This is a genomic window from Rufibacter tibetensis, from assembly GCF_001310085.1.
GTDB classification, from domain to species: Bacteria; Bacteroidota; Bacteroidia; order Cytophagales; family Hymenobacteraceae; genus Nibribacter; species Nibribacter tibetensis.
In genome coordinates, this window is the sequence record NZ_CP012643.1 from 2,334,929 (window position 1) to 2,348,658 (window position 13,730).

Consider the following 13,730-nt stretch of genomic DNA (forward strand, 5'->3'; position numbering starts at 1 on the left):
AAACTTTCACAAAGGATTTGGAGCGAATAGAAAAAGCCCCTACATTTGTATTACAAACAGTGCGGGATGGAGCAGTTGGTAGCTCGTTGGGCTCATAACCCAAAGGTCACAGGTTCGAGTCCTGTTCCCGCTACCCAATAGTACGATAAAGCCTTGTAAGTTAACCACTTGCAAGGCTTTTGTCGTTTTACAGGTGACCAAATAGGTGACATTTTTATGAAGTCTTGTTTATTAACAGTTACAAGTTAACTGAAACTACCAAATATTTCAATGCTTCTTAATCAATTATCACACCTCTGGTAGTTATGGGGTTCTACCTGTAAATTTTTTATCCTATCTAATCAAGCTTCCCTATCAATAATAAAGGGAATGTTGTATTCCATATTGTTGTTGTTAAGGTATTAGAGATTTGCTGAATCTGTAATACCTTAAAAGGCTTGAATCTTAGTTGGCTATGGGAAAGGCTTGTTATATGGTTACGAGTTATTAACATGGATACCTAAGGCAAAAATAATTGATTAGTTTTGGTGAAGATTTGAAGGACTTCTAAAGCAATGTCAGTAATACCTGCCAAAAAATGGTTATTTAGGATTATCCATATAGATAATTTGGAATATATTCTAAGGTATGGTATATTCAATCGGTATCATCCCAATGCTGACCCGAACTACATTAACATTGGGGACAGCAATCTAATTGAGCAGCGAAATAATCATCAAGTGGGAATATCTCCTCCGGGAGGTGAGTTAGGAGAGTATATTCCTTTTTACTTTGGTCCCTTGTCCCCAATGTTGTACAACATAAAAACAGGGCATCGTGGTATCACTAAAAGGCCACAGACAGATATCGTTTATTTATGTTGTAAAATAAATGATTTGGTGGGCTCATGTGGGGATTGGTGCTTTACTGACGGACATGCTAAAACTGCAATCTCAGAGTTTTATAATAGTTTAGATAACTTGGAGAAAGTAGATTGGGAAGTTGTTACACAAAAATGGTGGAATAACACAGAAGATGATTTTGACCGTATGAGGAGAAAGCAGGCTGAGTTTCTAGTCAAAAATCACGTTCCTGTGTCAACAATCGGAATTATTGTTGTGCATGATACTGAGAGAGAGACACAGGTGAATAATATGCTAAAACAATTGGGGCTGAATATTCCAGTTCTTGTTAACCCTAAAAAGGAGTTTTACTATTAATGGAATACATTAAAGGAAACTTATTGGATGCCGATACAGAGGCATTAGTAAATACCGTGAATACTGTTGGTGTCATGGGTAAGGGAATTGCTTTGCAGTTTAAAGAGGAATTCCCTATAAATTTTAAAATATATTCCGCGGCTTGTAAAAGAAAGGAACTGCAACCGGGGAAACTTTTGATTGTTAAAGAGTTTACTATCAAAGGAGAAAAAACGATAATTAATTTTCCTACTAAAACTGAATGGTATTTAAAATCAAGTTACGGTTATGTAGAAGATGGATTAAAGGAGTTAGCTAGAGTTATTGAAACAAACAATATAAAAAGCATTGCAATACCTCCTTTAGGCTGCGGAAATGGAGGGCTTAAATGGGAGAAGGTTAAACCAATGATTGAAAAATATCTTGGTGGTCTGTCTAATGTGGTAATTCATGTTTATGAGCCTAATGAGGCGGTAAAAGAATTATTAAAGCAACAAGAAACTAAGAAGGTTGTGAAGCTTACTCCGGCACGCGCAATGCTTCTTTATGCTTTGTTCTATTATGAAGCTTTAGGTGAAACTAGTAGTCTATTTGTAGCTAATAAACTCGCTTATTTTCTGCAACGTCTTGGAGAAAGCAGTTTGAGTAAATTAAATTTTACTAGGAGCCATTATGGACCGTACAGCATTCAAGTTGAACATGTTATGGTTGCTCTTAATGGAAAGTACCTTAAAGGATTGGAGCAAAGGAGTGCTAAGGCTTTTGAGCCTTTAGAATTGAACTACAGTACTTTTGAAGAAATAAGTGGTTATATTGACAGAGAACTTACTCCTGAGCATAAGCAACGTCTAGATAATCTTATTAATTTAATTGATGGTTTTCAATCAGCTTTTTCGTTAGAAATTTTAGCGACTGTTGACTTTGTTAAAAGCGAGAAGAAAGATATTCAGCCAAAGGACATAGTTCAAGCTATACATAATTGGTCTGACAGGAAAAGAGTTCTTTTCAAAGACAAGTATATAGATATAGCAGTTAAGCATCTCCAAGAATATGGTAGCCGATTGCAAATCGGGTGACAATCTGTATTGTTAGAACAACTATAAGGAAGAGGCTTTGGTAGGTAATCTACTAAAGTCTCTTCTTTTTTTGTATTTAGGTTTTAGGGATAGCTATTTTATCTGAATTCCTAAATATTAAATTAAGTGATAGAGTGGTAAACTAACTAATGAATTTGGTGTAGGTATCACTTATTAAATTAGTCGAATTTATTTAAATAAATGGATAAGAAGCAAGCTCTGAACGGGTTGTATTTCGAGGCTGGAGCAGGGCTTTACGATAGTCAAGTTCTGGAATATGACCTTAAATATCTTATCTACTTAACAAGTAGGCTGCGTTTTTGGGATATTACCCTTGAACAAGCAAATTCTATTATTGAAGGTAAATCAAAACAGACTCTTGGCCAGCTATTCCGAATCCTTAAAGATAAAGGCATAAAGGATTTGTTTGAAAATGAGGTAGAAGAAATTCTAGCCGATGCAATCCAGGCAAGGAATGTGCTTATCCACGGGTTTCTAGTCGGTAATTCCGAAAAGATACTTAAATATGATACTAGGCAAGCACTTACTTTAGAAGTAAGAGCACTAAGGAGGAGAATAAAGGGAGGTAGTGAAACCATCAAACCTATATTAGAAATATTAACCGAAGCATTAACCGGTCTGTCAGTAGATACTACCAAAGAGGGCCTTGCAAATGAATTTGGAATAAAACACTGGTTGTAGTGATGCCTTTCACTTTGTTAATTGGACGTTTGTAAAAGTGAAAGAAATATTATATATTTGCTATATAGTATAAGCTATATTGGCAAAATGAAAACGTACGTAGCGTATTATAGGGTAAGCACCCAAAAGCAGGGTCAAAGCGGTTTGGGCTTAGAGGCACAAAAAGCATCGGTGAAGGCTTTCCTGAAATGCGAAACCTGTATTGTTGCAGAGTACACAGAAGTTGAATCTGGCAAGAGGGATTCTAGACCACAGCTTGCATCGGCTATTACCCATGCCAAAGCCACTGGTTCCATCCTTGTGATTGCCAAGCTTGACCGCCTTAGCAGAAACGCATCTTTCATCTTCGCCCTCAAAGACTCCGGCGTAGAGTTTGTCTGTGCCGACATGCCAGATGCCAACACTCTAACCATTGGCATTTTCGCGGTGCTGGCACAGCATGAGCGCGAATTGATTAGTAGCCGCACCAAGGCGGCGCTAAATGCAAAAAAAGCACAAGGCCACTCGTTGGGAACCCCTGCTAACCTCACAGAAGAGGCGCGACTCAAAGGTTTGAAAACGCGTCAGGCCAACGCCACCAACAGCAAGCAGAATAAACAAGCAATCCACTTAATACTTAGCGCTAAGGCAGAGGGCAAGTCCTTCCCCCAGATTGTGAGTAAGCTGAACGAATTGGGCTACCTAACGAGCAGAGGCAACAGGTTCGGCCTTAGCTCCGTCCACAAGCTTTACACTAGGGCATCCGGAGTGGAAGCAGATGCGAAGCAATAATCTAACCCGTTAAATAATTTAATTTAAAGTCATGGAGAGAAAGCCTGAACCAAAGCCAATGAAGAGGTTTGAGGAAATGATTAGGCAAGAGCAAAGCGTATGCGTGAATAACGCCATTTACTGGTGCGACAGCCGCATAAGGTTCTATCCGGAAGACCAATGGCTACAATGGTGCCGGAACCGGTTTGACGAGGACTTCCTCTACAAAGTGGAAGGCCTCTACCTTGAAGGCTACTACAGCCGTTCCTTTGAATATAGCTTTGAGGAATTTGTGGACTGCGTGGCAGAGGTATGTAGGGTATACTACTATGATAATGGTGGGGAGATGACCCTAGCCGAAAAGAGGTTTGAACAGAAGATGCAGGACGAAAGCGGTTACCTGTTCGCTTCCTACAAAGAGAACCCAGACCTTTCACCGGACAAGATTCAACTGGAACTTGAAGACGGGGTTGCCTATATTTCCAAGAAAAGCGGTTGGGTGCTGTCACAGTTCTAAGGCACTAACCAACTATGGTGTTTTGATATGATTTCAGGCTTGCCAAACCCTCTGTTTCTTTGAAGAGGGGCTTGGTAGGTTCTGGGGAAAGGAAAGCTTGGTGCGCCTAAAACGCAATATTTTAAATTTAAAAAACAGCACCTTCCCTACCCAGAACTCCACTTTACCTTACTTGGAATCTATAGCATCTTCAAGCGTTTTACGCCGACACTTGGAGCCTTTCAGCCATACCGATTTTGGGTACGTTTCAGCCTCATCATGCCTACTTTTGCCTTTTTCTATACAATGTCAAGCCCTAAAAGAAAGAAGGGCTAAAACGGCTTGATTTCACCATTTTGACAAAAGGGTTTTCAAGCCGGTTTGCCTGTCCAAGGCTCCACCGTCACCATGGGGGCAATGCCTATGCACCTTTCCATTTCCTCTTTTATGATACGCTCGGCTTCGGCCTCATACCCTTCCAAAACCACAAGGTTGTCATGTATGAAGAACATGGGGCAGTTGGGGTTCCAAAATGCTATGCGCTTGCCTATCCTGTCTAGCATCATGTGTGCTTCCAGACGCTGCAACAGTATCACCGGCAGGGTGTAGCTTTCTTTGCCAAGGAAGTTCTTGCCCTTTAACAAGTCCAGAAAACCTATGATTGTGGGGTAGTGTTTGGCAAATAGCTTTTTCCTTTCCTTTATGTAGGCACCCCCATTTATCTTAGAGTAGAACACGGCTAGTATGTCATCCTTGAAGTCTCTCATGCTATTGTAAGTCATCCCCAAATCGGATTCAAAACTCTTCTTCAAGTTAGGGTAAAAGCTTCCATCCGTTACCCCCTGCCTGTACCTTAGAATGTCTTCTGGCGCACTGGAATCAATGTTTTTTATGCTATTACTGAACATATCTACTAACATTATGGAAGAAGATATGTTGGTGGACATAAGAGAAGAACTTCTAAGAAAGATATGCTCTATGATGCTTAGGTAGTCATTATGAAGACATTTAAGGGTGAAAGGGGTGGTAAAGGACATAGATGCAAGCTTAGAGGAAGCCCTTTTGATAGAGGAAGTACTGTTATCCATAGAAATCCTGTCCAGAAACCCTTGTGCAGAGGAATTGAATGATTTTAAATTTAATTTTTGGTCGGCAAGCGAAAGGCGTTCAGCTCTTGTTTCCCTTAAATTATTTAACGCTTCCTTAAACTCTTTGTCCAGACCATACAGATTGCCACTCAAAAGCCCTAGCAGAAGATATGGCTGTGAGTTTTTGATGTCTAGGCTAACGAGTTTCCTCTTGTCCTTTCCCCACGTGATGAACTGCTTTGCCTCGCGCTTCATGAAGGTGAAGGGCGTGTGAAGCCTTCTGCCGGTTTCGTCAATGGTGAAGGTGAAGTTGCCGTTGCCTTCCTTTAGCATCCGCAGGGGGTGCATGTAGGCGTTGAACCTCATCCTTGCGTTTGGCTCTGGGTAGGCGTTTCCCTCAATGCCCAAATACTCCATGAAGAACTTTTCCGCGCCCTCTATGTCAATGTTCAGGCGCTTGTCTTTCATCCACCGGTGAAGGAAGGGGTAAATGTCTTTTCCGTCCGTCTTGAAGTCTGCTTTTTGGGAAAGGCGTTTGGTAAATCTAGCATCTGTCAACGGCAGGTACTTTACCCTTGTCTGGTATTTGGGCATGAAGCGGTAGCCCATGCACTTGCCTTCCAGTGTCACCATCTTGCCTTCCCTCATGGTATGCATACCGGCCTTCTGGTACTGCTCTATGCGGTCAATCACGCCATGCTCCTTTAGGTAGTCTATGTACTGTAGGTAGTTGTGCGCTATGCCCTGCATAAGCTTTGAGGAAAGGCGCACATAGCCGCTTTCCGTTATTAAGTCAAAGTCCTGTGAGGGCACAGAGGTTATCAAGCCCATGAAGTACAATAGAATATCTTCCTTGAATGGCTTTATGTCTTTTGTACTATGCTTTGCTGTAAACTCCTTAATGTTGAAATTCTCCGGTATGGCCACCAGAGGCTCTGAAATGTTCTTTTCCAATGTTTGATTACTGTATTTAATGTATGATTTACCTGTACAGTAAAGATAATCCTGTGCCTTGCAAGTGGCGGAAGCTTTAAGAAGGTATTTTCAGGGGAAAAGAAGAAATGATAAAGAGTCAGATTAAACTTGTATTTAAAAGGACTACGAAAATGTTCAATAAGTTATTTTAAATGTGTTTGGGTAAGAGAACAGGCCGTTTAGATTGTCGTTTTGCCTTTATTTAGATTATAGTATCTATGGTTTGCTTTATACATAAATGTGAACCCGTGCGCTTGAAACAGCTTTAATCTATCCGTTCAGGTGTCGTTTTAAGGAAAGCAAACCAAAGGGCTTCAAATTGTTTTAGAAGAAGCTTTTCATAGCTTGAATAGGTACCTTTCTCCGCTCTTGGAAAAAGGCATGTTGAAAGGCATTTTTAAATTTAAATTATTTAAAATAATCAAATCTATCCATGTATAAGCGGAAAGATTGTGGTTGAAGGCATGAGAACTTGTTGCGATTAGCATCTTTCTCCAAAAAGAGGCAAAGGTATAGAGTTGATTCAAGCCCAGAAGTATGCTCTTTGAGGCATTATTTTGGAGGTTCAGGAAAAATAGTTACCTTAATTAAGGTTTAGATGAACCTAAAAGTAGAACCATTGAAAATGATGACAAACCTACTTCCTCATATAATGTGGATAACGGTAGGTGTAATATTTACCCCTATTTAATTTAAAATTATTATGCTAAAAAAGTTATTAAGCTTATTTAATGTCAAAAGTGATTTAAAAAACCAAAATAAACTAGAACAGGAAAGCTTTAGTTATGGCTGTGTAGAAGTGATAGAAGCAGGTACTCCTATAACCTCAATAGAAGAAACTAATGATTCATGTGTTAAGGTTGAAGCAGGTACTCCTATAACCCAAATAGAAGAAACTAATGATTCATGTGTTGAAGTTGAAGCAGGTTTTGTATTGACAGAAGAGGAGATAAACTTCTTCATAGAAGAAGAAGTTAGCAGAATGGTTTCAAATGAAAGGTTGAACAAATTAGAACTAGACCCATTGATAAAAGAAGCTGCGTATGTGATTTCTACTTATCAACAAGCTTCTTCCTCTTTAATCCAAAGAAAATTAAAACTTGGGTATAATAGAACTGGCAGAATTATAGACCAATTAGAGCACCTTGGAATAATAGGAGGTTTTAATGGTGTAAACGCGAGGGAGGTTCTAGTAGGTGATCTAGACGAAATCAAAAACATTTTAACAAGAGGCTTTGAATACAATCCTAAAAAGGAATACTTTTTAAATAATATTCTACCTCTTAAAAAATATATTATAGAAGAAAAAGTAAAGGAATATTACGAAAAAGTAGAGATTGAAAATGTAAAAAATTTGAAAAGGAAGCTACGAGAAGAAATTTTAGCTAAAGAAGAGGAGAAAAAGGAAAAGGATAAACGTGAAACCTTAAGGCAACAGATAATTGATGAATTGTTGATTGAAGGGTTTGATATTGAGCAAGGTTTAACCATGAAAAGGGAACCTATTCCGCAAGCAGTTCAAGATTTAGTTTGGAATAGAGATAAGGGGCAATGTGTTAATTGTGGAAGTAAAGAAAAATTAGAATTTGATCATATAATACCTTTTTCAAAAGGAGGTTCAAATACATATAGGAACTTGCAACTTCTGTGCGAAAAGTGTAATAGGCAAAAATCTAATAAAATAGGCTAGTTTTCTCCCTTTACAAATAACTAAAACGCCCTTTCCACACGCTCCTATAAAGGGCAACATGGAAGGGCGTTTTGTTTGAATAAATAGTTAAATTAAAATTAATTTACTTTTTTCAATGCTGAAATTATTTCACTGCGCTTGAAATATACCCCACGACCATCATCAAAGGAGTATCTGCTAAATATGCCTTTTTTAACTCTTTTATCTAATGTTGGGTTTGTTATGGTTAACATTTCGCAAACCTCATCTGGTTTAAGTATTTCCTTTTCAATGGAAAAAGCCTTTTTCAATTCGGAAACTAGCAATTCAAGTGAAGGTTTTAAATATGCCATAGACTCTTGTGCTAACATTTGATAAATTTGATTTGATAAATTTAAATTTTGATTCATCTTTTAATTAATTTATTGTTAATAATTTATTTCAATACAAGGTGTTGGTTGTAGTGATTTGAGCTATATCTACCTTGTAGTATCTAATGCAAATTTAACCATTGTACTTACAAGTGAACGAAGGTTATTTTAATTATTTCCTCTTGTTTAGTAAAAAATCAAGGCCATTAGTCCCTGTATTCATCTTGTCCATGCACTCTTCATTTGCTTGTTTCTAATAATCTTATCGCTTCCTAAATATCTATGTAAAGTTCTGGCATCTTCATGTCCTGTATTATCCATTATAGACTTGTCATTCATTCCTCTCTGGCTTGACACAGTTACATAGGTTCTTCTGGCTGTATGGGTTGTAATGAAGTTGTATTTGGGACCCGATCTTTCAACTGCTTTCTTTCCAGAATACCTTCTGTCTACAATATGTCCGTTTATCTCTGCCAATTTTCCCAATTCTTTCAAATAGACATTTATCTTTTGGTTCGTGATTCTTTCAAATACAAAATCGTTCTTGTTACTTGTGGAACGGATATCTAGAATTGCTAATGCATCTGGTGTTAACAGTATTTCTAGTTTTTTCTGCTTGTTTCCTTTTTGTTGAAATAGGTGCCACTCTAATTCATTATTGTCGTTTTTCACTAGTTCGCCCCATTTTAAATTTGCCACGTCTGAAAACCGTTGGGCGGTGAGGCATTGAAAGCAGAACATGTCACGGACTTTGGATAACCTGTCATTTCCTGTCAAATCAAGGTCTAGTAACTTCCCGAACTCGTTGTATGTTAGATAGATTACTTGCGGTTTAGTTTTAGGGGTTTTGAAGCTTTTAAAAGTAGTAACTCCATGGTGTCCCTTTTGCAAAGCCCATTCAAGATACACCTTCAAACATTCCATGTACTTACTAACAGTATCATTCTTCTGCTTTCTCGTTCCAGTAAGGTAATTTTTGAAGTGTTTTTCAAAAAGGGTGTCTATTGTATCAAACCGTACAATAGTATTGTGTTTTGCCTCAAACTCCTTAATTAAGAAAATAAACGTTTTATACTTTTTAAGGGTTAATTCCTTGACTTCAAGGCTCTTTTCTTCAAAAAAATCGGCGTACCTTTCTTTGAAGTCCAAAATTTCAGCCTCATGTCTTAGGTTCTTTTTGCCTAGTATGTGCGCCTTTAAAGATTTTGGTTCTGGAATGGTATTCTTGATGGTGAACGTTTTAAAGGATTCAAGTGCATCCTTTTCCCAAGTGCCAAGCTTCTCTTTGTACTCCATGTAATTCATAAAGCTTTTTTTGGGGAGCTTGGTCTTGCTATCCCAATTGTTTGGCGCAATGCTTAAACCAGACGACATTCTTAACCTTTTTCCATAGTAGGAAAAACTGGCAAATATGAGGGTTTCTACTTTTGATTTTTCGTTTGTGCTGTCTTTCAAATAGAAGCTTACGGCTTTTTCTTTCATTTCTTATCTATACTTCACTTAGCTTAAACAAAGGTATATCGGTCGCTTACAAGTGGAAGAAGGTTTTCTGTACTATTTTCTACTCTCTCCCAATAATGGTAAGCAGGTGACCAAAAGGTGACCAAAATGCTTTAATCACTTTTAATTAGTTTTACCTTAACTATGTGAAATGATGGAATGAAGCCGTTCTAGGGCCGTTTTGGTTAAGATTGGTATAAGTGAGATAAAGAACTCGTAGTCCTGTTCCCGCTACCTCAGATAAAAGCCTTGTAAGGAAACTTGCAAGGCTTTTTCGTTTTGCAGGTGTACAAGAAGAAAATTTTCTCTTAACTGGATGTTCATAGGAATGATTAGGGCTTGAATCTCATCCAACTCATATTCTACTCAGCAAACGAACTAATGCTGATACTCAGAAAATTATTGTATTAAACAATTTCAATATAAAATATACTTTTGCTTGTATTAGGTGAAATAATACTTACCTTCAAGCTCCTCCTGCCTATTCTCTTCTTAAAGGGCATATAGCCTGTGCTTTGTTCCTTTTAACCAGTTGACTAGAGATTTAGAATCTGAATAACACTTTATTCCAGTTTTGGCTTTGCACCCAAACATACATTCTATCAAATCTTATGTGTAACATCTAAACTCGGTTAAGAATGAAAAGAACAATTAAAAGAAGTCTGCTTTTTGGAGCATGCGTACTGTTTGGATTTGTAGCTACGGCACAAACTAAATCTACATCCACTGCTAAAAGCGGGTATAACAGTAAGGTGGTAGAAAACCCCAATGCTGATGCAGACATAAAGGTTGTCAGCGATTTTCTTCATGCACTTGTGGCAGCAGACATGGCCAAAGCTAAAACCCTGATGACAAGTTCCTATAAAGGCTATGGGCCATCTTCTGCTGATTCACTTACTAGTGAGCAAACCATTAGCCAATGGGAGCAGATTCATAAGGCTAGGACCAATGAAAAAATAGGTCAAGATTTAAAACACGCAACATTTCGTGTTAAATCGGGAGTGACGAAGGGAGACTGGGTATCTATATGGGGGAATTATAGTTTTACTCAAATGGGGAAAAACATTACTACCCCTTTTCAATTCACAGCTCATGTAATAAACGGCAAAATTGATTATAGCAAAATCTATTATGACAATATGCATGTAGCGAAGCTTCTTGGGTACAAAATAACTCCTCCGGAGAGTAAATAATACCTACCTATCCATTGCACTGTAAAACAGAAATATTGACAACAGAAACACAAGTAAGCCATATTGTGGCTGTGTCATCAAGAATCAAAAAAGAGGAACTGTAATTAACAGTGCCTCTTTTTTGATCAAAGAAATAATTAGCTTTATTATACATTTAATGCGTGCCAACTGAGGCCGAGAAAGTGGCTAAGCCGTCCTTCCGGTAAACTTGTCCTTATGCCCAGCCACTCCGGAACGGTTTAACGGTAGCGAATAAAGCCAGTGGCTTTTCTACTCCGGGCATCAGGGGTAGTTTGTACACAAGGTTGTTGTAAAAGTGATCTGCGGTGCTGCAGAACAGTTTTATACTTACAACAATTTATCTTTAGCATTCCCGGCAGAAGGAGTGATGTAGCCGAGGTAAAAGACGAAACCTAAGCTGGAGTAGTGATAGGTTCTCTCAACCAGGCTACAGCCATAATCCTATTAGAAAACTCCTTCGTAATCATCTCCCCTTGGCCTTCTGCTCTTCTGTAGATCTGTTCTACCGCCGTGCGGTTAAAGAAATCTTCTGATACCAGTACCGCATTGCGTCTTAAGGCAGACTGCTGAAGCCGGGGCAGAATGTTCTCTACAAACCACTCCTGGTCTACCGGACGAATGGCTTTCATCTTTCTATTATCGCCGAGCCATCTTAGCAACTTGCGTTCCTCTATAAGCCGGACACAGTTTGTGATGGCCTCCCGGAACTCCTGGCTGTTTAGAAAGCCGTTCCATACAGCCATTCCTAGCTGCGACTCCTCCTCGTAAGTGATAGTAACTACATGGTTCTCGTAGTAAACTGTAGCCATTAATTGGATATCTTAAGCTTATAAGTATCTAACAAATATAAGGTCCTTTCCCCTACAGATAACGATAAGCCTAAGCTAAATCTGAAATATTCTGTTCAATCAGAAGCTTAAAGCCTGGCTTTGCACTAGATGTTGAAAAAAGATAATGGGCTGAATTACTAAATAAACCCAGATTCCTTGAAGGGTAAGACGAAAGGAGACTCACAAAGCTTTTCGCCCCCATAAATTCCTTTAATAAAAGTTATGGCAAGAAGAAGGTGTTATTTTAATGCACCATTTCATATTAAAAAAGACGGCAGCTATAGAGCCGCCGCTTTTATAATATCCAAACTAACAAACAGCACAAAGGTAGAAAGACGTTTTCAGGGAAAAACCAGGCAAGTAGAACCTTAATGAAAGGATAATATAACTGGGCTACTGTTGTATGCTTCAGGCGTAGAGGACAGGCTTTTCTTGGTCTTTATAGCAATGATTTGCATCAGATTCCTCTTCCCTACTCACTTCCTTTGCTCAACCTTGGGCCAGAAATTGACTGAACCAATGACCTGAACTTTTAACAATGCGCTCTTGGGTTTCGAAGTCCACATAAACCAATCCGAAGCGGGGATGGTATCCTTCTGCCCACTCAAAATTGTCACTGAACGACCACACGAAATACCCTTCTACCTTTACTCCTTCCTGCCGGGCACGCAGCACTTGCCTCAGGTACCTTTGTAAGTACTCTACCCTGTCCGGGTCATTTACCTGTCCGTCTTTCACCGTGTCCGGGAAAGCGGCCCCGTTCTCAGTGATAATGATCTTCTTGATGCCGGTATAGGCATTGAACCGGTGCAGCATGTGGTAAATGGCTTCTGGGTACACCTCCCAGCCCATAACCGTGAGCGGAACTCCTCGCCTAGCGGCAGGAACCAGTTTGGCTTGCAAAAACGGAGTAAAAAAGGAGTACTTCACCAGTTCCCGCGTGTAGTTCTGCAGGCCTATAAAATCGAAATCGAAGGCCATTCGGTTCTCGTCTCCGGGTTCAAAGAATTTCTCTATCCGGTTCAGATAGGGAATGTCTTTGAAGGGGTAGCCCAAGCCTAAGGAAGGTTCCAGAAACAAGCGGTTCAACAGGGCATCTACCCGGCGGGCGGCTTTTTGGTCACGTTCCAAGTTACGGTACGGCTCAATGTGCGAACAGGAAAAGGTGGTACCTATTTCAGCTTGGGGCAAGAGCTGCTTCAGAATTCGCCCTCCTTCTGCCTGGCATAACGTGGCATGATGAGTAGCCGCCAGGAAAGCATTGATGTTCCGGCGTCCGGGTGCGTGGATGCCCAGGAAGTAGCCGGCCCCCACAAAGGCCATGGGCTCGTTCAAAACCATCCAATGGTTTACCCGGTCCCCGTATCTGGAGGCGCAGAGCTGCACGTATTCAGAGAACCACTGCACTACATCTCGGTTGGTCCACCCGCCTTGCCTCTCCAGCGCTGCGGGAAGATCCCAGTGATACAGAGTAACCCAAGGTTCTATGCCCCGGCTCAGGCAGTTGTCAATCAGGCGGTCATAGTAGTCCAACCCTTTTTGGTTCACAGACCCGGTTCCTCCGGGCAAAATCCTGGGCCATGAAAGCGAGAAGCGAAAATTGGGGATGTGCATGGACCTCATCAGGTCCAGATCATCGGGAAAGCGGTTATAGAAATCGCAGGTATGGTTGGCGTGCAGCCCTTGCAGTACCTTTTTCTTGGTGTTGGTAAAATCGTCCCAGATAGAAGGACCCTTTCCATCTGCCTCATGCGCTCCTTCAATCTGGTAAGCCGCCGTAGAAACGCCCCATTTAAATTCTTTTCCGAAAGCCTTTTTGTGTAATCCGTCCTGGTACTGTGGTGCTGGGTGATCCTGTTCAATCATGTACTCGTTGCCTGT

At 39.9% G+C, this 13,730-nt stretch carries 12 protein-coding genes and 1 tRNA gene; 8 read left to right on the top strand and 5 right to left on the bottom strand.

The window, feature by feature from the left end:
• Positions 1 to 60 precede the first annotated feature (60 nt).
• From DC20_RS09410 to DC20_RS09435, 6 genes are all read left to right on the top strand, one after another.
• Positions 61 to 137 (top strand) — tRNA-Met (locus DC20_RS09410).
• Positions 138 to 554: 417 nt separating this feature from the next.
• Positions 555 to 1,199, top strand: a complete 645-nt coding sequence (gene darT / locus DC20_RS09415; protein ID WP_062543601.1) for a type II toxin-antitoxin system toxin DNA ADP-ribosyl transferase DarT — start codon at positions 555 to 557, stop codon at positions 1,197 to 1,199.
• Positions 1,199 to 2,254 (top strand): type II toxin-antitoxin system antitoxin DNA ADP-ribosyl glycohydrolase DarG, encoded by a 1,056-nt coding sequence (gene darG, locus DC20_RS09420; RefSeq protein WP_062543602.1) that lies wholly within the window; start codon positions 1,199 to 1,201, stop codon positions 2,252 to 2,254. The genes darT and darG overlap by 1 nt, the downstream gene beginning before the upstream one ends.
• A gap of 201 nt (positions 2,255 to 2,455) precedes the next feature.
• A complete protein-coding gene (locus tag DC20_RS09425; RefSeq protein ID WP_062543603.1) occupies positions 2,456 to 2,956 on the top strand; it encodes a hypothetical protein in 501 nt (166 codons plus the stop codon).
• An 87-nt stretch (positions 2,957 to 3,043) separates the two neighbouring features.
• Positions 3,044 to 3,727 (top strand): recombinase family protein, encoded by a 684-nt coding sequence (locus tag DC20_RS09430; protein WP_062543604.1) that lies wholly within the window; start codon positions 3,044 to 3,046, stop codon positions 3,725 to 3,727.
• Positions 3,728 to 3,758: 31 nt separating this feature from the next.
• Positions 3,759 to 4,223 carry a hypothetical protein gene (locus DC20_RS09435; RefSeq protein ID WP_062543605.1) on the top strand — a complete coding sequence of 155 codons (465 nt, stop codon included), beginning with the start codon at positions 3,759 to 3,761 and terminating at the stop codon, positions 4,221 to 4,223.
• Positions 4,224 to 4,573: 350 nt separating this feature from the next.
• Here the strand turns inward: DC20_RS09435 and DC20_RS09440 are convergent, their stop codons facing one another.
• Positions 4,574 to 6,244 (bottom strand): hypothetical protein, encoded by a 1,671-nt coding sequence (locus tag DC20_RS09440; protein ID WP_062543606.1) that lies wholly within the window; start codon positions 6,242 to 6,244, stop codon positions 4,574 to 4,576.
• A 724-nt stretch (positions 6,245 to 6,968) separates the two neighbouring features.
• Between DC20_RS09440 and DC20_RS23225 the strand changes: the two genes are divergently transcribed.
• Positions 6,969 to 7,955: a DNA translocase FtsK gene (locus tag DC20_RS23225; RefSeq protein WP_062543607.1), complete on the top strand. Its 987-nt coding sequence runs from the start codon at positions 6,969 to 6,971 to the stop codon at positions 7,953 to 7,955.
• A 98-nt stretch (positions 7,956 to 8,053) separates the two neighbouring features.
• Here DC20_RS23225 and DC20_RS09450 read toward each other — a convergent pair whose 3' ends face one another.
• Both DC20_RS09450 and DC20_RS09455 read right to left on the bottom strand, forming a co-directional pair.
• Positions 8,054 to 8,344: a helix-turn-helix transcriptional regulator gene (locus tag DC20_RS09450; protein WP_062543608.1), complete on the bottom strand. Its 291-nt coding sequence runs from the start codon at positions 8,342 to 8,344 to the stop codon at positions 8,054 to 8,056.
• Positions 8,345 to 8,524: 180 nt separating this feature from the next.
• Entirely contained in the window at positions 8,525 to 9,787 is a 1,263-nt protein-coding gene (locus DC20_RS09455) for a site-specific integrase (protein ID WP_062543609.1), read from the bottom strand.
• A 656-nt stretch (positions 9,788 to 10,443) separates the two neighbouring features.
• Here DC20_RS09455 and DC20_RS09460 point away from each other — a divergent pair.
• Positions 10,444 to 10,998 (top strand): nuclear transport factor 2-like protein, encoded by a 555-nt coding sequence (locus DC20_RS09460; RefSeq protein ID WP_062543610.1) that lies wholly within the window; start codon positions 10,444 to 10,446, stop codon positions 10,996 to 10,998.
• Between the two features lie 413 nt (positions 10,999 to 11,411).
• On the opposite strand, the gene DC20_RS09465 is transcribed toward DC20_RS09460, so the two are convergent.
• Together DC20_RS09465 and DC20_RS09470 are read right to left on the bottom strand one after the other, a co-directional pair.
• Positions 11,412 to 11,828, bottom strand: coding sequence for a hypothetical protein (locus DC20_RS09465; RefSeq protein WP_062543611.1), 417 nt, complete (start codon positions 11,826 to 11,828; stop codon positions 11,412 to 11,414).
• Between the two features lie 510 nt (positions 11,829 to 12,338).
• The gene (locus DC20_RS09470; RefSeq protein WP_062543612.1) at positions 12,339 to 13,715 is read right to left on the bottom strand and encodes a GH1 family beta-glucosidase; all 1,377 of its coding nucleotides are present in this window, start codon (positions 13,713 to 13,715) and stop codon (positions 12,339 to 12,341) included.
• Positions 13,716 to 13,730: the final 15 nt, after the last annotated feature.